At 36.0% G+C, this 22163-nt stretch carries 23 protein-coding genes and 1 tRNA gene; 12 read left to right on the forward strand and 12 right to left on the reverse strand.

The annotated features are described in order from the left end of the window. Nucleotides 1-105 precede the first annotated feature (105 nt). Nucleotides 106-705, reverse strand: a complete 600-nt coding sequence (locus tag ACZBKJ_RS08070; protein WP_463200512.1) for a YigZ family protein — start codon at nucleotides 703-705, stop codon at nucleotides 106-108. 88 nt (nucleotides 706-793) lie between these two features. Between ACZBKJ_RS08070 and ACZBKJ_RS08075 the strand changes: the two genes are divergently transcribed. Beyond that, entirely contained in the window at nucleotides 794-1495 is a 702-nt protein-coding gene (locus tag ACZBKJ_RS08075; protein ID WP_463200513.1) for a pseudouridine synthase, read from the forward strand. 11 nt (nucleotides 1496-1506) lie between these two features. Further along, complete coding sequence (locus ACZBKJ_RS08080) at nucleotides 1507-2493, forward strand: thioredoxin fold domain-containing protein (protein ID WP_463200514.1); 987 nt, start codon at nucleotides 1507-1509, stop codon at nucleotides 2491-2493. Between the two features lie 120 nt (nucleotides 2494-2613). Here the strand turns inward: ACZBKJ_RS08080 and hisH are convergent, their stop codons facing one another. From hisH to ACZBKJ_RS08095, 3 genes are all read right to left on the reverse strand, one after another. After that, nucleotides 2614-3261: an imidazole glycerol phosphate synthase subunit HisH gene (gene hisH, locus ACZBKJ_RS08085; protein ID WP_463200515.1), complete on the reverse strand. Its 648-nt coding sequence runs from the start codon at nucleotides 3259-3261 to the stop codon at nucleotides 2614-2616. Between the two features lie 22 nt (nucleotides 3262-3283). Next, complete coding sequence (gene hisB / locus ACZBKJ_RS08090; RefSeq protein WP_463200516.1) at nucleotides 3284-3904, reverse strand: imidazoleglycerol-phosphate dehydratase HisB; 621 nt, start codon at nucleotides 3902-3904, stop codon at nucleotides 3284-3286. A gap of 91 nt (nucleotides 3905-3995) precedes the next feature. Next, nucleotides 3996-4071, reverse strand: a tRNA-Gly gene (locus ACZBKJ_RS08095). Nucleotides 4072-4202: 131 nt separating this feature from the next. On the opposite strand from ACZBKJ_RS08095, the gene ACZBKJ_RS08100 reads away from it, so the two are divergent. Next, entirely contained in the window at nucleotides 4203-4496 is a 294-nt protein-coding gene (locus tag ACZBKJ_RS08100; protein WP_463200517.1) for a GNAT family N-acetyltransferase, read from the forward strand. Here the strand turns inward: ACZBKJ_RS08100 and ACZBKJ_RS08105 are convergent. The 3 genes from ACZBKJ_RS08105 to ACZBKJ_RS08115 all read right to left on the reverse strand — a co-directional run bounded on the left by ACZBKJ_RS08105 (nucleotide 4493) and on the right by ACZBKJ_RS08115 (nucleotide 6609). Beyond that, nucleotides 4493-4774: a 4a-hydroxytetrahydrobiopterin dehydratase gene (locus ACZBKJ_RS08105; protein ID WP_463200518.1), complete on the reverse strand. Its 282-nt coding sequence runs from the start codon at nucleotides 4772-4774 to the stop codon at nucleotides 4493-4495. The genes ACZBKJ_RS08100 and ACZBKJ_RS08105 overlap by 4 nt on opposite strands. 87 nt (nucleotides 4775-4861) lie before the next feature. Continuing rightward, nucleotides 4862-5764 (reverse strand): nucleotidyl transferase AbiEii/AbiGii toxin family protein, encoded by a 903-nt coding sequence (locus ACZBKJ_RS08110; protein WP_463200519.1) that lies wholly within the window; start codon nucleotides 5762-5764, stop codon nucleotides 4862-4864. Nucleotides 5765-5766: 2 nt separating this feature from the next. Further along, entirely contained in the window at nucleotides 5767-6609 is an 843-nt protein-coding gene (locus ACZBKJ_RS08115; protein WP_463200520.1) for a DUF2262 domain-containing protein, read from the reverse strand. Between the two features lie 180 nt (nucleotides 6610-6789). On the opposite strand from ACZBKJ_RS08115, the gene asd reads away from it, so the two are divergent. Both asd and ACZBKJ_RS08125 read left to right on the forward strand, forming a co-directional pair. Then, the gene (gene asd, locus ACZBKJ_RS08120) at nucleotides 6790-7626 is read left to right on the forward strand and encodes an archaetidylserine decarboxylase (RefSeq protein ID WP_463200521.1); all 837 of its coding nucleotides are present in this window, start codon (nucleotides 6790-6792) and stop codon (nucleotides 7624-7626) included. A gap of 269 nt (nucleotides 7627-7895) precedes the next feature. Further along, nucleotides 7896-8438: an RNA 2'-phosphotransferase gene (locus ACZBKJ_RS08125; RefSeq protein WP_463200522.1), complete on the forward strand. Its 543-nt coding sequence runs from the start codon at nucleotides 7896-7898 to the stop codon at nucleotides 8436-8438. 62 nt (nucleotides 8439-8500) lie between these two features. Here ACZBKJ_RS08125 and gyrB read toward each other — a convergent pair whose 3' ends face one another. From gyrB to dnaA, 3 genes are all read right to left on the reverse strand, one after another. Continuing rightward, nucleotides 8501-10945 (reverse strand): DNA topoisomerase (ATP-hydrolyzing) subunit B, encoded by a 2445-nt coding sequence (gene gyrB / locus ACZBKJ_RS08130; protein ID WP_463200523.1) that lies wholly within the window; start codon nucleotides 10943-10945, stop codon nucleotides 8501-8503. 103 nt (nucleotides 10946-11048) lie between these two features. Continuing rightward, complete coding sequence (gene dnaN, locus ACZBKJ_RS08135) at nucleotides 11049-12194, reverse strand: DNA polymerase III subunit beta (protein WP_463200524.1); 1146 nt, start codon at nucleotides 12192-12194, stop codon at nucleotides 11049-11051. A gap of 78 nt (nucleotides 12195-12272) precedes the next feature. Then, nucleotides 12273-13775, reverse strand: coding sequence for a chromosomal replication initiator protein DnaA (gene dnaA, locus ACZBKJ_RS08140; RefSeq protein ID WP_463200526.1), 1503 nt, complete (start codon nucleotides 13773-13775; stop codon nucleotides 12273-12275). Nucleotides 13776-14220: 445 nt separating this feature from the next. On the opposite strand from dnaA, the gene rpmH reads away from it, so the two are divergent. The 7 genes from rpmH (at nucleotide 14221) to ribD (ending at nucleotide 20022) form a co-directional block, all read left to right on the forward strand. Continuing rightward, a complete protein-coding gene (rpmH, locus tag ACZBKJ_RS08145; RefSeq protein ID WP_029103370.1) occupies nucleotides 14221-14355 on the forward strand; it encodes a 50S ribosomal protein L34 in 135 nt (44 codons plus the stop codon). A gap of 57 nt (nucleotides 14356-14412) precedes the next feature. Continuing rightward, nucleotides 14413-14793, forward strand: a complete 381-nt coding sequence (gene rnpA / locus ACZBKJ_RS08150) for a ribonuclease P protein component (protein ID WP_463200527.1) — start codon at nucleotides 14413-14415, stop codon at nucleotides 14791-14793. Continuing rightward, nucleotides 14789-15121, forward strand: a complete 333-nt coding sequence (gene yidD / locus ACZBKJ_RS08155) for a membrane protein insertion efficiency factor YidD (RefSeq protein ID WP_463200550.1) — start codon at nucleotides 14789-14791, stop codon at nucleotides 15119-15121. Before rnpA ends, yidD begins: the two co-directional genes overlap by 5 nt. A gap of 69 nt (nucleotides 15122-15190) precedes the next feature. Then, complete coding sequence (gene yidC, locus ACZBKJ_RS08160; protein WP_463200528.1) at nucleotides 15191-16840, forward strand: membrane protein insertase YidC; 1650 nt, start codon at nucleotides 15191-15193, stop codon at nucleotides 16838-16840. 52 nt (nucleotides 16841-16892) lie between these two features. Beyond that, the gene (mnmE, locus tag ACZBKJ_RS08165; RefSeq protein ID WP_463200529.1) at nucleotides 16893-18266 is read left to right on the forward strand and encodes a tRNA uridine-5-carboxymethylaminomethyl(34) synthesis GTPase MnmE; all 1374 of its coding nucleotides are present in this window, start codon (nucleotides 16893-16895) and stop codon (nucleotides 18264-18266) included. A gap of 219 nt (nucleotides 18267-18485) precedes the next feature. Beyond that, on the forward strand, nucleotides 18486-18959 hold the full coding sequence (gene nrdR / locus ACZBKJ_RS08170; RefSeq protein WP_463200530.1) for a transcriptional regulator NrdR: 474 nt from the start codon (nucleotides 18486-18488) through the stop codon (nucleotides 18957-18959). After that, nucleotides 18946-20022, forward strand: a complete 1077-nt coding sequence (ribD, locus tag ACZBKJ_RS08175) for a bifunctional diaminohydroxyphosphoribosylaminopyrimidine deaminase/5-amino-6-(5-phosphoribosylamino)uracil reductase RibD (RefSeq protein ID WP_463200531.1) — start codon at nucleotides 18946-18948, stop codon at nucleotides 20020-20022. Before nrdR ends, ribD begins: the two co-directional genes overlap by 14 nt. Nucleotides 20023-20028: 6 nt before the next feature. Here the strand turns inward: ribD and ACZBKJ_RS08180 are convergent, their stop codons facing one another. Together ACZBKJ_RS08180 and ygfZ are read right to left on the reverse strand one after the other, a co-directional pair. Further along, nucleotides 20029-21384: a D-amino acid dehydrogenase gene (locus tag ACZBKJ_RS08180; protein WP_463200532.1), complete on the reverse strand. Its 1356-nt coding sequence runs from the start codon at nucleotides 21382-21384 to the stop codon at nucleotides 20029-20031. Next, on the reverse strand, nucleotides 21368-22072 hold the full coding sequence (gene ygfZ / locus ACZBKJ_RS08185; RefSeq protein WP_463200533.1) for a CAF17-like 4Fe-4S cluster assembly/insertion protein YgfZ: 705 nt from the start codon (nucleotides 22070-22072) through the stop codon (nucleotides 21368-21370). Before ygfZ ends, ACZBKJ_RS08180 begins: the two co-directional genes overlap by 17 nt. Nucleotides 22073-22163 lie beyond the last annotated feature (91 nt).

The raw sequence follows: 22163 nt of genomic DNA on the forward strand, positions 1-22163 counted from the left end.
AATCTCCTGTGAATAGCCGCAAACCTTTCCTCCTTTGGGTTTGTGGCTTTTCATTTTGCTAGCTCTTAATTTAAATATCTAGCAATCCTGTTTTATAAAACAGTTTCATTCATCATCACTTAAAATTTGTGTATCTATTGGTAATTGATTGATGAAATTAGTTCGTTTTTCCTGTGCAAGTTTGATTTTTAACTTCACTTGCTGCTGATACTCCACCAAAACAATCTCGCCTTGAGCTTGAGCAACTAAATAACGCACCTGAGCTTCATCAGCAAAATCAGCCAATAATGACAAGCTGGTTTGAGCAACAAAATACACCAAATCCATCTTATCAACCAAAAGCCCAACCGCCGTCCCGTAAGCCCGGGTTAGACCACCTGCTCCCAATTTAATCCCTCCAAAATAACGCACTACCACAACAAGCACATTACCAATGGCTTTATGTTGTAATACGTTCAGCATTGGGCGACCTGCTGTGCCATTTGGTTCACCATCATCATCAAAACCTGCATGAGTGGTATTGTTTGGGTCGCCTAGGATATAAGCCAAACAACGATGACGAGCATCAGGATAAAGCTGTCTTAATTGTTTCACGTGGAACATAATCTCTTCTTTATCTGAGATTGGATAAGCAAATGCTAGAAATTTAGATTTTTTAATTTCATAAACAGCGGTACACGGCTGCGATAATGTTTGGTAAGTCATACAATGGATAAAAACTGCTAAAATAAATTATCTATGATAAACTAAACCGCCTATTTTCCAAACTTTTTAATGAATCATTTGATAATATATGCGATTAGATAAATTTTTAAGCAAAGCCACTGAGTTATCTCGTAAAGATGCCAAAAAAGTATTGCACAGCGGCGAAATTAGTGTAAACGACCAAATCGTCAAAGATGGTAGCATACACATTCATCCTGATGATGAGGTTTTATGGGCGGGTGAAGAACTATCCGTTGCTGAAGGCAATCGCTATTTACTATTATATAAGCCTGATGGTTTTGAATGCACACTAAAACCTAAAGAATATCCCATAGTTACTGAACTGATTGCCCTACCTGAAATTAATACACTGCGAATTGCGGGGCGATTGGATGTGGATACTACTGGGGCTTTATTGTTGTCAGATGATGGGCAATGGCTACACAAAGTAACCAGCCCAAAACGTCACCAGCCAAAACATTATGAAATCACCTTAGCTGAACCTATGGATATTGACGCACAGTCTTATGCAATTAAAGAAATTAGCAAAGGCATTTTATTAGAAGGCGAACGCGAAAAAACTCGCCCTGCCGAACTTAGTTTTCATGACCAGACACACGCCACATTGATTTTAACCGAGGGCAAATATCATCAGGTTAAACGCATGATGGCTTATTTTGGCAATAAAGTAACGAAACTACATCGTGCTAGCATTGGCAATATTACTTTGGATGGGCTTGAAATCGGTGAATGCCGTTTTTTAACCACTGATGAAATCAAACAATTTTAATCAAACACACTATGAATAAACTTATTTTTAGCATTGTTTTAAGTGCTGCGTTATCTATAACAAGTTTTGCAAACACCAGTAACGACACCAAAAATCACATACAAAACACATTGTATCAAGCAGGTTTACAAGCAACCATTCAAAATATTCGTCCAAGTGGCATTGGTGATTTGTTATTGGTTGAAATCAAAGACGGTCCAATGCCATTATTAATCACGCCAAAAGGGGATTATTTGATTCAAGGTCATCCTGAAAACAATCCAAGTCCTGCCGTTTTGATTCAAAAATCTTTACAAACCAAACAACCAGCAGGTACACCTATCACTGGGGAATACAAAAATTTACTGCTTGCCAACACCAAAAACTTAAAAAACATGACTGCAGACAGTATGTTTTTTCATACCAATATACACGGCATCTTATGGGGTGTATCAGGACAAGGTGGAACTCCATTTTTAATCAGTGCAGATGGACGTTATTTTATTAATGGTGATATTTCCAGCATTAAAAATGGTGAATTTTCAGAAATTGACTCAGAATTTGAATGGTCAAAAAATAATCATGTTTTGGCAAGTTTAGATAAAGAATCACTGATTGCTTATCCAGCTGACAACCAAAAAGCGGTTGTTTATATTGCAACAGATGTTCATTGTCCTTATTGTAGGTTATTTCATAAAGACATTAAAAAATACAACCAAAAAGGCATTAGTGTTTTTGTGATTGGTTATCCTGTCTATGACGAATCGCCTGAAATTATGAGACAGATTTGGTGTGAGACTGACAACAAAAAACGTCAAATGTTATTAGATTCTGCTATGAAAAATTCTAATACCATTAAAAACACCCACTGTAAAACCACTCACAACCCCCTGGCACAAAGTCAAAAAACCGCTCAAGCACTTGCTATTATGGCAACGCCTGCAATTTTTAGAGAAGATGGTGTGCTTTTTGAAGGCGATTTTCGCGATGATGAGTTTTTTAAGTTTTTAGGATTATAATTTTTTTAAATTCAATCATGCCACTTCGCTATCTATTTTAATTTAGATAAATACAACATTGGTATTTTATACAATAACTGATTTTAAGATGAAAATCAGTTATTGCTAACTTTTAGATGTTTAAGGATTCCAGGTAATAAAATTATTTAATAGACAAAGTCCCGCTTTATGGCTTTTTTCAGGATGAAATTGAGTAGCAAAAAGGTTTTCTTTAATCACACTTGCACAAAATTTCTGTCCATAATCACAATCAGCAACAATCAAATTACGATTGTCTTGATTGGTCATATCTGGTTTGCAATAATAGCTGTGAGTAAAATAAAAATACTCATTTTTACAGTTTTGCCATAAATGGTGATTGCTATCCATAGTTACTTTGTTCCAACCAACATGGGGGATTTTTATCGGTTGACCGTTTTCTAGCCATGTTTCATCAAATTTTTGCACACTACCTGAAATTATCCCCAAACAATCCACATGACCGCCTTCAGTTGAATAATCGAACATCGCCTGCATGCCTACACAGATTGCCATAACAGGTTTATTTTGCAAAGCTTCTTTAACGGCGATATCTATTTTAGCTTTTTGCATGTGATGCATGGCATCTTTGATTGCACCCACACCAGGAAGTAATATTTTATCAGCCGCTTGAATGTCTGTTAAATTTTGAGTAATCACCACATCAGCACCAACCGCCCTTAAAGCATTTGCTACTGAGAAAAGATTGCCAACCCCATAATCTAACAGAGCAATTTTTACTGTTTTCATTGATTTTCCTTTAGTTATTTTATTACAACATTTCCTTAGTTGAAGGCAATTTATCACCAGCACGCACATCTAATTCGCACGCCATACGTAGCGCCCTTGCTAATGCCTTAAAAACACTTTCTATTTGATGATGACTGTTTTGACCTTTTAGATTATCAATGTGTAAAGTGATTGCTGCATTATTGACCAATCCATAAAAAAATTCTGAAAATAAATCCACGTCCATTTTTCCCACATGACTTCGAGTAAAAGGCACATTCATATGTAGGCTTGGGCGACCTGAAATATCAACAACCACACGGCTTAAACTCTCATCAAGTGGTGCATAAAAATGCCCATAACGACGAATACCTTTTTTATCACCCAGCGCTTGCTTTAACGCTTGACCAATCGCAATCCCTGTATCTTCAACACTATGATGATCATCTATATGAGTATCGCCCTGGCATTTTACAGTTAAATCAAACAGCCCATGCCGCGTAATTTGTTCTAGCATATGATCTAAAAAAGGTACGCCCGTATCAATTTCTCCGACCCCTGTGCCATCAATATTTAAATAGACCGAAATTTGCGTTTCTGCGGTATTACGCGTAATATTTGCTGCACGCTGATAATTACCTTTTGTATCATAAGTATATTTCATAACCAAACCCTATTACCAATTCAACAGTTTGGTTTATTTTGGCACAAAAATAACAAAAAAGCCACTTAATCAAAAGTGGCTTTTTATAATTTGGAGCGGGAAACGAGATTCGAACTCGCGACCCCAACCTTGGCAAGGTTGTGCTCTACCAACTGAGCTATTCCCGCGTTGTTTATGGTGCGTATTATAAAGATTTTTTTAAAACTGTCAAGTATTTTTTTAAAAATTTTTTTATCAGTGTAAAATTTGCATTTTTTTGCTAAAATCTCTACAATTGCAAATACTATACAATCAAACCATGAACATCGCTGACTCAAACAACATCATTGAACACGATTTACAAAATCAACGTTTTACACTTACCATCGCTTTATGTACGGCTTATCTGAGTTATCAGATTGTTACTGATGATGTTTTGGATTTTCAGCACACAATTGTACCTGGTGAACTAAGCGGACAAGGAATTGGCTCAAAACTTGTTAAACACGCCTTAGATTATGCTCAAATTCACCAGAAAAAAATAATTGCTAGCTGCTCATTTGTTGCAAGTTTTATAGACAAACACAGTGAATATAAAACATTACTTGCTTAAGCCAAACAAGACTCAATGCGTTTAGCAAGCTGAATATCACGCCCTTCAATGGCAGTATCGTCTGGATTGCCAATACGAACACTAACGATATTATAATTATTTTGCCAATATGGATAATGCTCAAATTCTGCACAGTAAAAGCCCGCACGCACCATAAACGCTAGGGCTTGTGCAAAATCACTAAACTCAAAGGTTTTGTTTAAGCTGCAACCATCAAGCGTCCAGCCTTCTAAGCTCTCTAATTGCAAAGCAACTTGTTCAGGGGTTAAGCTACTCATACATTCTCCATCTACGCCTTATTTAACCTATAAAATAACTGCAATTTTTCTGCCAATTTGACACAAATTAATAAGATTCGTTTGCATTTAATAATCTAACAGGTATTGTTCCACATAATTATTGAATTGACAAGTTTTCATTGCGTTTTGATAAAATAACCAAAAATCATTAAAATTATCAAAAACTCGCTCAAACCTTTCAGATAATTCGTCATAGTGCCATTGGTAGTTTTTGTCAATTTGAAGTTTTTTATCTATTGAATAAAAATCGCCTAAATTCTTTGGTATTTGATAATCAAAGAATTTCTTAATTAGCATTTTAGAAATTTTATCGCGTCTGCATTCATTGATTAAAGTTTTAAATAAAATATCAATATCTGGATAACGATTTAATTTATTGACTAAAAACGCCAAATCATAAAAATCTTTAAAACGTGGATTAATAATGCACTGGTGAATTTTCCAAGCTATTTGAATAGATAATGGTGCAGTATATGGAAGATAAATTGTATCTTTTGGTGTTGGATAGATATTTTCTATAGGATTGGCAAGAATTTCTAGATTAAAAGATATTTCAATGTCAATAAATATTTTTTTATTATTGATTTCTGCCCGCAATACACCAAATACTGTTGGAAAATCTTCATTCATTGCATAATCGATATTTTGCCAATTACTGTATTTAGAAAATTTTTTAAATATAATGCCATCTTTTAATTTTTTTTGAGTGGCTTTATCTGTCCATGATGTAAATATTTCTTGCGCATCTTGAGTATTTTTTATATGACCAAAATACACAAAATCAATATCTTCAGGGATTCTTGCTTTATAATCATCAAAATACAATCTGGTTATCGTGCTACCTTTTACCATAAAAGGTTCATAAAAATCAGAGATTCTACGTAAAAAAGCATCAATAGCAATTAATTTTAAAAGCTTATCTTCAGCTAAACTTGGGTAATTTCCTTTATACACATCAATAATATTCATTTTCAACCCTGAATCGTGGCATTGATAAAATTGATATCACAAAAATTATCTAAAATTTCACCATAAACAACAATCGCATGACCCCAAAATATATCATCATCGTCATAAAAAACCTCAAAGCTATTATGTCTTAATGAGATGGAGTTTATTGAAATTCGTTTTATAAATTGATTATCATTGATTAAGTCATTTTCTTCACCATCTTCTTGCCAATTTTGAGCATCTTTTAATAACTCTTGACAGGCAAATTTTTTACATAAATCATCAAAATCTTTCTTATTATTTAAAATATTATCTAATATCTTTAAATATGAATTTAAATTAATTTCTTGATTGTTATCAAAATTATCACAATTCAAATAAATAGATATTTTCTTATCTAAAAACTGATAATTTGCTTCAAATTCATTATATTCTTTATTTAAAGTAAATATAATATCTTGATAATTTAAATTAACTGGTTTTAAGTATTGTTCTAAAAAATCATTTAACAATTGATGGTTATTTTCCTCTATTAAATCAATCAACATAAAATAATGCAGCGCATTACTGGTTTTATTATCTGATAATTCTGGTCTTACCAAAACCTTATAAATTTTATGACCCCCAAAATCAAATATTTTGTTTTTTGTCTCTTTGATTTGCCACTCTAAACGTGCGGGGCTTTGATAAAATTCTCCAGTTTTTTCATCAACGTAAGCAATAACCCTTTGACTTGCTATCCAAAGTTTTTCTTTACCTGCTTTGCTAGCACCACCTGTTGTTTTTGAAGTCAAAACAATCAGCTGTTTGGTTTCTTGAGAAAATCTATTTTCAAAAGCAATTTTTTCTTGAAAAATACTCATAAATTACTCACATTCTTAAATTCAATCATTTCAAAAAACATCAGGCAAACAATCAATATTTATTCAATCTTTTAAATCAAAGCAGTACAGAGCTTTTTATGCATCGCTCCATATATTGAAATAATATCTGTTATAATGGTATGATAACATTTTTATTTTATCTTACCAATTGATTTAATTATGAATTTATTTTCTCTTGCCCAAAATTTATTACCTCAACAACAATTAAGTGAATTAGCAGGCAATCTTGCTAGAAGCCAAAATCCTTACATCAAAAAATCTCTCATTTCTGCCTTTGCCAAAGTCTATGATATTTCACTAGATGAATATCAGCGAGAAAATTTAACTGATTATGACAGTTTTAACGATTTTTTTACTCGCGAACTCAAACCAGGGCAAAGACCGATTGATTCAACGCCCAACAGCATTATCTGCCCCGCTGATGGCACAATTTCACAAATTGGTACAATTCATCATGATGCTATTTTGCAGGCCAAAGGATTTAACTATTCAGCTGGTCAATTATTAGCTGATTTTGAGCTTGGCAAAACCTTTATTGATGGGCAGTTTGCCACAATTTATCTTGCACCAAGTAATTATCATCGGGTGCATATGCCATTTGACGGTAAACTAATTCAAAGTCGTTATATACCAGGTAGCTTGTTTTCAGTTAATAAAAATACTGCCGAAAATATTCCAGATTTATTTGCTCGTAATGAGCGTTTGGTATGTATTTTTGAAACTGATTTTGGTTTAGCAAGCGTGGTTCTAGTTGGAGCAATGATTGTTGCAGGTATTGAGTGCGTTGCAACAGGAAGACTACATCGCACACCCTACATTCAAGAACAAAAGCACGAATTACTTCTTAAAAAAGGCGATGAATTAGGGCGTTTTTATTTAGGCTCAACTGCAATTGTGCTACTGCCTAAGTCCGCTCACAATCAATGGCATCCGTCCATGGTTGCCGATAAAAAAGTAGTCATGGGTGAAAAAATTGGACAGCTAAAAAATGTATAAAACCATTTTTGGTTAAAATATCTTATCAATAACATTCATTATTAGTTGTTATTTTTTAAGAAATAGAAAAAATAAACCCATGAAAAAGCTAAGGTTTATCTTTATTGATTCATGATGATGTCATTTAAAGATAAACCATTGAAATTTTGCCAAGACGCAAGCGTAGAATGTAAACAGATTTATAAAACAGAGTAAATACCAAAAAAAGTAAATGCTAGGTTCAAACACAATAGACATTAGCAACAAAGCATAAAACAATAAGGAGTCATATGCATAATAGACAATTAAGCAAATTTTTAAGCTTATTACTGCGTCATAAGCCTGAAACGATTGGCATTACCTTAGACACTGAAGGCTGGACTGACATTGATGTATTATTACAAAAGGCTGCTGAAACTGACAATCAATTTGACAAAGAACAGTTATTATTGGTTGTAGAAAATAACGATAAAAAACGCTTTGAAATTTCCGATGATGGAAAAAAAATTCGAGCAGTACAAGGACATTCCAACAAGACTGTTAATCGTCATTATGTGCAAAAAATACCGCCAGATACATTGTATCATGGTACGATTGCCGATTTTCTGCCTGCAATTCACCAAGAAGGTCTCACCGCTCAAAGTAGGCATCATGTACATTTATCACACGACATCAGTACTGCCAAAAAAGTTGGGGGTAGACGTGGCAAACCTGTTGTTTTAAGCATTGATAGTAAGCAAATGAATCAAGATGGTTATGAATTTTTTCAAGCAGAAAATGGTGTTTGGCTCACATTGACTGTACTACCAAACTATATTAATTTTCCTGAATAATTCTATATTAGCCAAAAAAATCAGCATAACAGAATCCATGCTGATTTTTTTTAAAGATATTTTTAGGTATCAATGTCAGCATTTAAGGCGTTTTCTTCAATAAATGCTCGTCTTGGCTCCACTTCATCACCCATCAAACAAGTAAATAAATGGTCAGCTTTAATCGCATCTTCAATAGTGATTTTAAGCATACGACGATTTTCAGGGTCCATAGTGGTTTCCCAAAGTTGGTCAGCATTCATCTCGCCAAGCCCTTTGTAACGCTGAATGGATAACCCGCGTCTGGCATCACTCATCATCTGTTCCCATAAGTGATGAAAATCTTTTACCAAAAAATCCTTATCGCCACGGCGCAAAAATGATTCATCCGTCAATAAAGTATTCCATTGAGCTGACAATTGCAATAAGTTTGCATATTCACTAGAATTAATAAATACAGTATCCAATGTATAATATTGAGGTAAACGATGCACAAATAATGTAATTTGTGGCAAAAACTCTCGTCCTTCAGAAAACTCTTGCAAAGCTACACCTGCTGACAAACTTGGGGCAAGCTCATGCAGCTTATCTTGCAGTGCTTTTGACCAATCAATCATTGTCTGTTTTGAGCTGATGTCTTGTAATGATAATTTTGGCACAAAGGTTAAAGCGTCAAGCAGCGCATCCGGATATTTTTGACGAAGTCGAGATTTTGTATTTTGTGTTTGATTATAGGCAATCAGCAGTTTTCCCAAAGCTTGACCGTTAACTGCTGGAGTGTCTTTAGTGATAAAGAGCTGATTTTCATCAATCGTTGAAGACAACAGATAACTACGTAAAGCTTCATCATCTTTTAGATACAACTCTTGTTTGCCTTTTTTGATTTTATATAAAGGCGGCTGAGCAATATAAATATGACCACGCTCAATCAGTTCTGGCGTTTGACGAAAGAAAAATGTCAAAAGCAGTGTACGAATATGTGAACCATCCACGTCCGCATCCGTCATAATAATAATTTTATGGTAGCGCAGTTTATCAGGATTGTATTCATCTTTACCAATACCTGTACCTAGTGCGGTAATCAAAGTGCCAACTTCCGCCGATGATAACATTTTATCAAATCGAGCGCGCTCAACATTTAGAATTTTACCTTTTAATGGCAAAATCGCTTGCATTTTACGATTGCGACCTTGTTTGGCGCTACCGCCAGCAGAATCGCCTTCAACCAAATAAAGTTCAGATAATGCTGGGTCTTTTTCTTGACAATCAGCAAGTTTTCCTGGAAGTCCTGCAATATCTAATGTGGTTTTACGACGAGTCATTTCTCGTGCTTTGCGTGCAGCTTCACGAGCTCTTGCCGCATCAATGATTTTTCCTGCAATGGTCTTGGCAGCGGCTGGATTTTCCAGCAAATAATCGCTTAATTTTTGATTCATCGCCGTTTCTACCGCTGATTTTACTTCACTAGAAACCAATTTTTCTTTAGTTTGGCTAGAAAATTTAGGGTCGGGCACTTTCACCGAAATAATTGCAGTCAAACCTTCACGCGCATCGTCGCCAGTAACCTGTACTTTCTCTTTTTTAGTGAGGTTTTCGCTGTCCATATAAGCATTTAAACAGCGTGTCAAAGCTGAGCGAAATCCTGATAAATGTGTACCGCCATCTTTTTGAGGGATATTGTTGGTAAAACACAATACTTTTTCATTATAATTATCTGACCACTGTAAAGCGACCTCAACACCAATGTCTTGACTTTGACTATTAAAATGAAAAATATCATTCAAAGTTTGTTTGCCCTGATTGATGTAACGCACAAATTCAGATAAACCACCCTTGTGTTCATAAACTTTTGTAGTATCAGTACGCTCATCAGTTAAAACAATGCGCACACCTGAGTTTAAAAAGGACAGCTCTTGCAGACGTTTAGCAAGCACATCAAAATCAAAAATTACCCCTGAAAAAATCTCACTGCTAGGATAAAAACGCACTTGTGTACCTGTTTTATCCGAAGGTTCAATTTTAGTCAGTAAATTGACAGGTTCACCATCAGCGTACTGCTGAGTGTAATAATAACCATCACGCCAAATATTTAAAATCAACTTACAAGACAAAGCATTGACAACTGATACGCCCACACCATGCAAACCGCCAGAAACTTTATACGTGTTATCATCAAATTTACCGCCAGCATGCAGCACCGTCATAATAACTTGGGCAGCCGATACGCCCTCTTCAGGATGGATGTCCACAGGAATACCACGCCCATTATCCATCACTGACACGGATTCATCTTGGTGAATGGTGATGTTAATTTCATCACAATATCCTGCTAACGCCTCATCAATAGCATTATCAACAACCTCAAATACCATATGATGAAGTCCTGTGCCATCATCCGTGTCACCAATGTACATACCTGGTCTGACGCGCACCGCTTCAAGCCCGCGCAATACCCGAACATTTTTAGCGGTATAATCGCCTTTGGTTAAATCTTTATTGTTATTATTATTGGTTGTAATATCGGTCATACGTCATCCAATTTGATAAAAATAGCCCGTCATTATAGCATTTTTTGGCATTAAAATCACGGTTTAGCCAGAGGCGCTCAAGTAAGTAGTTAGCTACGGTTGATTACACACGCATTGGCATTACCACATATTGATGATTCTTATCATCCCTTGCTTGATAAATTAAAGTTGGGCTATTTGGGTGAATCATTTGCAAATAAACATCCCCTTCTAATACATTAAGTACCGCTCGCAAATAACTTTCATTAAATGCAATTTCAATAGGCTCGCCTGTGTATTGAACTGTCAATGTTTCAGTTGCTTCGTCTTGTTCACGATTATTGGAACTGATGGTAGCAAAATCATTGTTTGAAAAACTTAAAGATACGCCAGGAGATTCCTTGGTATTTAATACTGAGATACGTCGCAAAACACTCACCATCTCATCTTTACTAAATACGGCAATTTTATCGTTGTTGGCAGGAAGAACACGGCGATAATCAGGGAATTTACCTTCAATGAGTCTAGCGGTCAAATCAACAGACATCTGAGCGCCAAAATTTAGGGTTACCTGCAAAAATTCACCATCCAAACCCAAATTAACCACATCGTCTTTTTCAGGAGTTTTGGTCAATTCAAGTAAAAGTCTTTCAAGCCCACTCACTGCTTTATTAGGAATGATGATTTTGGTGGGTGTATAAGATTCATTTAGTGTACGATACGCCACTGCCAAACGATGCCCATCGGTTGCAACAGCGGTCAGTTTTTGCTCTTCTATTTCAAGCAAAAGTCCAGTTAAATAATGGCGTACATCTTGGGTTGCCATTGCAAAACGGGTGTGTTTTAACACATCAGAAAACGCATCCAGTGCCACCTTAACACACTTCTCACCTGTTGGCTCGCCAATACTAGGATAACCGCTTGCAGGCAAAGCGCTTAAGGTATATCTACCCTTGCCGCTGCTGATATAACAGCGGTTTTGTTTTTCATCCACATCAATATCAACTAAATCATCGGATAAAAGTCGACAAATACTAAAAAATTTCTCAGCTGGTAAAGTAATTTCTCCCGTTTGCACACAAGCCCCTTCAGGCAAAGCAATACGGCATGATAGCTGCACTTCTAAATCTGAAGCAGTCAACGTTAATGCCTCAGGTAAAAGCACCAGTTTTAAATTTGCCAAAATTGCTAAACGATGACGACTGTCAGCTGCCTCGACTACCAAAGCCATTGCTTTAATAAGTAAACGGCGGTCAATTACTAACTTCATCACATATTCCTTAATTAATCTTAACCAAACCCACAACAATTGTGATAGATGCCTATTGTATCATAAGTTTGCTTGGATTTAGGCAAACTCTAATGTTGCCATTAAGGATTGATAATCTTTTTGAATATTAGGGTCTGTTTGGCACAGTTGTGAAATTTTTTCACATGCATGCATCACTGTTGTATGGTCGCGACCACCAAAAGCTTGTCCAATTTCAGGAAAACTATCTTGGGTCAATTCACGTATCAATGCCATTGCCATTTGCCTTGGACGAGCGATCGTACGAGTACGCTTTTTACCAATCAAATCTTTTTGAGCAATACCATAGTATTCAGCGACTACATCTTTGATATTTTCAGCATTCACTGCACGGGCTTTGGCTTCAATACGATCTTTTAGAGCATGGCGCACTAATCGCAAATCGATTTTATCGCCAATAATGGCAGCATTGGCTTGAACTTGGTTTAACGCTCCTTCTAAACGGCGAACATCTGGCGGGATATTTTGAGCGATAAACAACGCGCACTCTTTGGGCAAATCCATATTCATAATGGAAGCTTTCTTTTGTAAAATTTGCATGCGTGTTTCAATATCAGGCGGTTCAATGGCAGCCGTTAGTCCACTTGAAAACCGTGACAAAAATCTACCATCAAAATTTGCCATTTGAGCTGGTGGTTTATCTGAAGCCAAAATCAAACACTTGTCGCCTTTGGTAAACTCGCCAAATAACGTCATCAGAAGCTGCGAAACCTTAGGTCCATTTTTATTATTAATTAAATGAACATCATCCACAATCAATAAATCAGCTCGACAAATTCGTTTAATCAACCCATCAATTCGACCATCACCTCCGCGCATGGCATCAATAGTTACCTTAAAAAATTGGTCTTTGGTAAAATAGCAATAACGCAGCCCAGCCTTTTGATAACGATGTGCAACCGCATGCATCAAATGTGTTTTTCCAAGGCCTGATGAACCGTAAATAAACACCAAATGATTATCGATGCTACTGTTCTTTTCTTGTCCAATTTTTTTAGAAAGCTCAAGGCAAGCATTATATGCCAAGGCATTGGACTTGCCCTTAACAAAATTCTCAAAAGTAAAGCGTTCTTCAATTGGGTTGCTTTCTTCAATTTTAACACCTAATTTAAAACTTGGGCGTTTTTTAGTGGTTTTTTCTGCTACCTTCTCAGTTTTTAATTCTGCAAGAATTTGACCTTTGGTATAAACTTCCAAAATTTGCTGGATGTCATCTAAAAATCGTTCTTTGATTTTGCGAATAAATGACATATTTATTGCTGTTAGCACTAAAACATGTCCTTCAATTGAAGGTTTTAGAGGCTTTAACCACTGATGAAACTCCGAGTCTGAGATGCCCTTTTTTAGCTCATCCAAACAAAACTGCCACAACTGTAGCGCATCAAAAGATTGTAAGGGTTGACTTTGAACCACAACAAAAGATGAATCTGTTCCAATCAATCCCTCATCAAAAAGCCCATCATCAAAAAACGAAATATTGCTTGCCATCATACACCCAAATTTATGTGGATAACTTTGTGGATAAACTGTGGGGAAAATCATATTAGCTAACTTACCCACAAGTTATACAAAGTTTTACACAGGGTTATCCACATTTTAAATTATTGATTTTTATACTAAAACACTACTTATCAACAGAAAATCGATGCCCTTATTATTATTATAATATATTAAATTAATAATAATGGCAAGAAAAACTTGTGGATAACTTTAAAAAATCATTCTAAATATATAATTGTTTACTAGATTAATTAATTTTTTAAATCAAATTTTTTAATTTAGGATAACCTAATTTATTTGTTTTTACAGTTAATTGCTAAGATAATTTAATTTTTACCTTGACCTAAGCAAATTTTTTAGGTAGAATTTTGTCCTTTAAATTACTTTAGCTAATTTTTTAGTTAAATTAACAAACAATTTATCCAATTTATCACCACAAAAAACTTCTGCAGGGTTTGGTGATGTGATTATATCCTTAAGGTGAATTATGAAACGTACTTTCCAACCTAGTGTTTTAAAACGTAAACGTACTCACGGTTTTCGTGCTCGCATGGCTACTAAAAATGGTCGTCAAGTTTTAGCTCGCCGCCGCGCTAAAGGTCGTCATCGTTTGACTGTATAATAGCGATTATAAAAATAAAGCACCTTTTGGGTGCTTTTTTTGTCTAAAGGTAAATTCATGAGACACCAAAATCATAACTTGAGTTTTAAATTAACCAAAAATCAACGTTTACTAAATTCTTACCAATTCAAACAAGTTTTTGATGCGTGCGATAAAAAAATTCATAGTGAAAATTTATTGGTTTTTATTAAAGAAAATTCAATGGATAATTGCAGGTTAGGCATGGCAATTACCAAAAAAAAATTAAAAAATGCTACTGATAGAAATCGTTTAAAAAGATTAATTAGAGAATACTTTCGTTTGAACCAATATTGCATTTGTGGAATTGATATTGTGGTTATTGTAAAACAAAAATACGATAAAAAAATTAATATCCATGATCAATTATCGCAGTTATTTTCAAAAATTATTCAACATTATCCCAATAAAGATAATTAATCTTGTGAAAGTTGTTATCATTCGTTTGGGGCTGGCTTGCATTTTGTTTTACCAAAAAATCATCAGTCCACTTCTTCCTGCTCGTTGTCGTTATTATCCAACTTGCTCTGAGTACGCTAAACAAGCGCTGCTTTGGCATGGAGTGGGTGGGATTAAACTGCTGATTTGGCGATTGTGCCGCTGCCAACCTTTTGGGGGGCATGGAGTGGATTTTGTACCATTACCTTTAAAAAAATATGATTTTTATCAAACAAATATTAAAATTTATGCAATTTACTTAGACCATATCAGTTATCGGGCTTATCGCAATCATTTAATGAAATACTAGGTTTTTTATAAAAATTTTAGTAGAATAAGCAGTTTAACTTAAATTTGCCAAATAGCCCCAGGAAAATTTATGCAAAAAATACTTCGGATATTAATCATTATTGCCATATTAATTACAGCCTATTTATTGATATTGGCTTGGCGTAATGATTACATTGTGAATGCTCCTAAAACTCAATCAGTAGTTACTGCATCTGAAAAAAACGATGTGCCAACAGCATCTCATGGCGACGTACCGATCACTGCCAATCAAGACAGTACAGTTGTAGTTAATGAAAACAATAATGAACTGATTTTGGTTGACACAGATCGTTATGAAATCAAAATCAACCCCATTGGGGGCGATATTGTTTATGCCAGTCTAAAACAATATGATGAAAAATTAGGCAGTAAAGAGCCTTTGGTTTTGTTGGAAAATAATAACGGGCGCACTTATGTGGCACAATCTGGTTTGATTGGGCGCGACGGTATTGATACTACTTCAGGGCGAGCAAGTTTTACCAGTCCAAAAAATCACTACCAAATGAATGCCAATGGTGTTTTGCAGGTACCTTTGATTTATCAAAAAGACGGCGTTACTATTACTAAAACTTATACATTTAAATCTGGTGAATACCCGATATTGTTAAGTTACAACATTAATAATAACAGCCAGACAGCTTGGCAAGGTCAGGTATACACTCAGCTTAAGCGTGATAATAGTAGCGACCCTGGCAATGAAAATAAGGGCATGATGAGTATGGCGACTTACTTAGGTGGTGCATGGGGAACGCCAGACAGTCCATACAATAAACTAAAATTTAAAAATTTTGATAGCGGTGAATTAAAAGCGGTAAGCAAGGATGGTTGGGTAGCTATTGTTCAGCATTATTTTGTTTCGGCGTGGACACCAACTAATTTTGAAGCAACCTTCTACAGCCGCAGCAGCGGTCAAGACTACTTTATTGGCTTTAATAGCCCACAAATTGATGTGCCAGCTGGTAAACAAGCAACCTTGGAAGCAACTCTTTATGCTGGGCCAAAAGTACAAAAAGAATTAGAAAAAGTTGCTGTTGGGCTTAATCAAACGGTTGATTATGGTATTTTATGGCCAATCTCAAAAGTTTTATTTGCGGTTTTAGAGGGTGTACACAAACTATTGGGCAACTGGGGCTGGTCTATTATTGTATTAACCTTGCTAACTAAATTAGCATTATTATGGTTTTCCAATAAAAGCTACGTTTCTATGGCAAAAATGCGTGCCATTGCTCCAAAACTTCAAGCATTAAAAGATAAATTTGGCGATGACCGTATGGGTATGAGCCAAGCAATGATGCAGCTTTATCGTGATGAAAAAGTCAATCCAATGGCAGGTTGTTTACCAATTTTACTGCAAATGCCGATTTTTTTGGCATTATATTGGACGTTAGTTGAGAGTGTTGAGCTGCGTCATGCCCCTTGGATTTTATGGATTCGTGATTTATCTGCAATGGACCCTTGGTTTATCCTACCAATTTTTATGGGAGCAACAATGTTTATTCAGCAGATGCTCAATCCACAACCTGCTGACCCAATGCAAGCAAAAATGATGAAAATTATGCCATTAATTTTTGCGGTGTTTATGCTGTTTTTCCCAGCAGGTTTGGTATTATACTGGACAGTAAACAACCTATTTAGTATGGCACATCAGCATATTGTTAATAAACATGTAGAAAAGCAAATGGCGCAAAAAACCGCTTAATTTTAATTTGCTTATCTGAAAAAGTGTTGATATAAGCTTTGTTTGGTAAATTATGACAAATCAAAAACATACTATTTCGGCAATCGCCACCCCTATTGGTCAAGGTGGCGTTGGTGTTATTCGTCTATCAGGAAAAACCGCTTATTCGATTGCTTGTCAATTAACCCAAAAATCCTCTTTAAAACCAAGGCACGCTCATTTTGCCCGTTTTTATGGCGAAAATGGCGTGATTGATGAAGGGGTGGTGATTTACTTTAAAGCGCCACATTCATTTACAGGTGAGGATGTGGTGGAACTTCAGGGTCATGGCGGTGTGGTGTTGCAAAACATTTTACTGGCGCGTACATTTGAAATGGGTGCAAAGCAAGCTCAAGCAGGAGAGTTTTCATTAAGAGCCTTTGAGAATAATAAATTAGATTTGGTGCAAGCTGAAGCTATTAGTGATGCCATTAGCGCTACGAGCGATGCTCAGGCTTTGGGAGCAATTCGTTCATTATCTGGTAAATTTTCTAATAAAATCAATGATTTGATAGAAAAAGTTACCCATTTGCGCATCTATGTTGAAGCAGCAATTGATTTTCCTGATGAAGAAGATGTAGATTTTTTAGCTGATGGCGTGATTGAGAATAAGCTAAATGCAATTTTGATAGAAATTGATGATATTTTGTCCAATGCTAAACAAGGGCAATTATTGCGTGATGGCATCCATGTTGTGTTAGCAGGTAAGCCAAACGCTGGTAAATCAAGCCTTTTAAACTGCTTATCAGGGACAGAGCGCGCAATTGTAACTGACGTAGCAGGCACAACTCGTGACACATTGCAAGAAACATTGGTTTTAAATGGACTGACCATTCATCTGACTGATACGGCAGGGCTTAGACAGACTGCTGATAAAGTAGAAAAAATTGGCATTGATAGAGCAAAAAACGCCATCAATCAAGCGAATATTTTGCTGCTTGTGTATGATGTAAGTGGTGAAATAGACCCGATGCTGCTTGCTAAAGAGCTATTTAGCGAGGGTGATTATGGTGATTTTGATAAACTCAAGCAAAAACTTATCTTTGTTGCCAATAAAACCGATTTGCTAGTTAAAATGAATGTTCCACGTGAAACCTTAGTGAACGAAATTTTGATTTCTTGTCAAACGGGTTCGGGTATTGCAGATTTAATTCAAGTTTTGCACCAAAAGGCTGGTTTTTACCCCCAAGAAGGTACGCTTTTGGCGAGAACTCGTCATTTGGATGCCTTAAAACGAGCTAAAATTTATGCACAAGAGGCTCATCAACAATTGACCGTTTATCATGCAGGTGAATTGGTGGCAGAAAGTTTGCGGTTGTCTGCAGAAGCGTTGGGTGAGATTACAGGAAAAATGAGTAGTAATGAATTATTAGGGCGTATTTTTTCAAGTTTTTGTATTGGTAAATAATATTAAATTTAAATAACATGGCAGACCCAATTTAATCAAGAAATAAATAATTTTTTTTAATAAAAAATATATTCATGATTAATTAAAAAAAATTTACAGATTAATATTTAATTGTTATTTAATTTAAACTAAATTAATATATTTTTTTATTTAAATTTCTATTTAATAATTATATAATTAATTATTATTTGTTAATATTTTTATGGTTAATAAAAAATCATGTATTGCCCTTATTGTAATGCTACAGATACCAAAGTAATAGATTCGCGTTTAGCCGCTGATGGCGCCCAAGTTCGTCGTCGTCGTTTATGTGTGTCTTGTCAAGAACGATTTACGACATTTGAAGTGGTTGAAGCAGTTGTTCCTAGAATTATCAAAGTGAATGGGCGTAATGAGCCCTATGATCAAAATAAATTGCGCCGTTCCATTGCATTACCCCTACAAAAACGACCTATTAGTTTGGATGATATTGAGGCGATGATTAGTCGCATCGAACAAAAACTACGTCATACTGGTGAAAGGGAAGTTTCTAGTAAATGTTTAGGTGAGATTGTAATGTCGGAGTTAAAGGCAATTGATGATGTGGCATATGTACGTTTTGCCAGTGTTTATCGCGATTTTCAAGACATTGCTGCATTTCAGGCGGAATTAGCCAGTTTTGCTTCTAAGGATAAATCTGATGAATCTGAGTAAGTTTGACGTCGCTGATTTAAGCCCTATCCAGCCCGAAGATGCTTATTTTATGAACCTAGCCTTGCAACAAGCGCAGCAAGGTGAACTGACGACGCGCCCCAATCCTGCGGTTGGTTGTGTGTTAGTAAAAAATCATCAAATTATAGCGTCTGGGTTTCATCAAAAAGCGGGTACAGCACATGCTGAAGCAGCCGCTTTGCATAACGCTCAATCCAATCAGCAAGATGTTCAAGAAGCTACAGTCTATGTAACGCTTGAGCCGTGTAATCACACAGGAAAAACACCCCCTTGTACTCAGGCATTGATTGATGCTAAGGTTTCTCGGGTGGTTGTAGCTTGCACAGATAGCAATCCACAGGTTTCAGGACTAGGCATTCAAAAATTATTAAAATCGGGAATCAAGGTTACTGTTGGTGTGTGTGAGGATAAAGCTCGTGCCTTAAATGCTGGATTTTTAAAGGCAATGGCGACAAAAATGCCTTATGTGCGTCTAAAGGTAGCCGCTAGCCTTGATGGGCGTACTGCTATGAAAGATGGTGAATCTAAATGGATTACCAGCATTCAATCCCGTCAAGATGTTCAGTATTTGCGTGCTAAAAGTGGTGCAATTATCACAGGTTCAGGTACAATCATTGCCGATAATCCTGCGCTAACAGTGCGTTTTAACGGGCTGGGCACCCCCCTTTGTCAAATTCCTAAACCAAAAATTGTAGTGGTTGACAGACAAGGCCGATTAAATTATCAAGATGATTATCAAGTGTTTACTGATAAAAACACACTATTGTGGCGTGATGAATTACCCAACTTGCTACATATTTTAGCAACCCAATATCAGTGTTATGATGTTTTAGTTGAGGCGGGCAGTAAACTTTCTGGCGCTTTTATTGCTCAAAATTTGGTAGATGAGTTGATTGTGTATCAAGCTCCTTGCCTATTGGGTACAAAAAGCTACCCAATGTTTGAGTTTGGATTGAAAGGTTTGGCTTGGCAAAAACGTTTTGATTTAATTGAGGTCCATCAGCTTGGTGGCGATTTAAAAATGGTATTTCACCCTTTGGCGTAGTTTTAACTAATAGCCAATAAATTGAAAATTAAAATCTGGTTTTTGATTTTGTATTAATAAACTTAATGCCTTCGCCGAACCACACGCGTGTGTAAAACCAAGCGTGCCATGCCCTGTATTTAACCACAAATTATCCACAAGTCTGCCAGTTGGGCCATGTCGGATTTTACCAAAGTGTGCTCGACCAATCAAAGGCACATTAGATGGTGTCATCGGACGAAGTCCCGTCCAATAATTGGGTGTTTGATAATCCAATGCTTCACCAAATAAGGATTGAGTTCGTTTGGTTAAAGCCTGACAGCGACTCAAGGTCAGTTGGGTATCATAACCATGAAACTCCGCTGTACCTGCGACTCTTAAAACATCACTTTCTGGATTAGTAAAGCGGCTCATGACCAATTTATATTCATCATCAATCAAACTAATCTGCGGCACGCCACTGGTGTCTTTGACTGCAAAAGTTGCCGAATATCCTTTTGCTGGAAAAATAGGCAAATATATCCCAATAGGGTCTAACAGCTGTTTTCCAAAACTTGCCAAACACACTACATAAGCATCGCTTTGATGGATAAATTCGTGACAATCGCGCTCTAGACACAAATAGTCAATGAGATTGTTTTTGTGATGGATTTGTTTGATGTGTGTATCAAACAAAAACGTTACCCCAGCCTTTTGACAATGTTTAGCGAGTTCTTGAGTAAAAATATGTGCGTTACCAGATAAATCATCATTTGTAAAGGTCGCTCCAACTAATTTGTCTTGTAATATTGCTAGTGAAGGTTCTAAGTTGATTGCTTCTTTGGGGGTGATGATTTGGCGATAACAGCCTAATTGACTCATACGTTTGGTGGGTCCAAAGGCAGCTTGATATTCTTGTTGATTGGTGTAAAAATGCAAAATACCTTGCAATCGTTGAGAGAAATTTAGTGACAGTTCTGTGATTAGTGTTTTTAAGGCAGCACGCGAATAAAGCCCTAAATTGACCATTTGTACCAAATTTTTGTCTGCTAAAGTTGAGCGGCATTGCCCTAAAAACCGCCAAATAAATTGCCATTGCTCAAAATTGGTACTTAAATGAAACAGCAGAGGCGCTTCTTTTTGCCCTAACCACTTAAATGCTTTTAATGGCGTTGCTGGATTTGCCCACGGTGTGGCATGACAAACTGAAATTTGACCGCCGTTAGCAAATGAAGTTTCAAGTGCAGCGGCGGATTTTCTGTCAATTACAGTTACATCAAAACCTGCACAGGTCAGATACCAAGCAGTTGTTACCCCAGTAACGCCTGCTCCAAGCACAGTAATTTTTTTTGGTAAGAGTTTGTTTTTATAGTGATAATTATTGGTATTAGTGACGTGCAACATCTTCCATCAGCTTATCAGGTAAAGGTAAAATTTGACCGATTTTTGCAACGTCTTCAGGCGAGCCGATAACCAAGCTGTCAAAACCATCATCAATTTTAACTTGATTAACAATGTGTACTTTGTTTATTTTTTCACCATCATCAGCCGCTTGATTTAACAATACACGATGTAAAAAAGTTTTTGGACTGGCTTTAAAATATAAACGTGCAATAATTTCTTGACCTAAATAACAACCTTTATCATAATCTACCCCACCTCTTTGGTGTAGTCGCAGCTCTTGGGGTTGAAATAATTGACTGGTTTTGGCGGTAATCCAGTAGTTACCCAAACGAATGCTTAATTTTGCCCAGTCATCAAATCCCTGACTGGGTTTTTCATCAAAATCAGGTAATCCATTAATGATGCTAGGATAAATTTCGCTTGGTTCACTGATGGTTATTTTGGAAAAAGCACCATATTTTTTAATATGTGCTATTAAATCTGTTAAACAGTCAGCCGATGTGATTATCAAAAAATTATCATCGGTTTGTTGTTTGACCCACAAACCAAACTGCACTCTACCCTTTAGGTTACAAATTGCTGTGGCTTGAGCGGTAGTATTTAATTTATTGACATTAACGGTTAGCTGACCTTGTAAAAATTTTGCGGCATCTTTGCCTGTTAAATTGATAGCATAAAACGTTGTCATAATTTGCCTTTTTTGTATTTTTATACCATTATGGGTAAATTTTATGGATTTTCAAGAAAAATTTTATCCCAATCAGCTATAATACTCAATT

The sequence above is a fragment of the Moraxella sp. I5G genome, assembly GCF_055193055.1.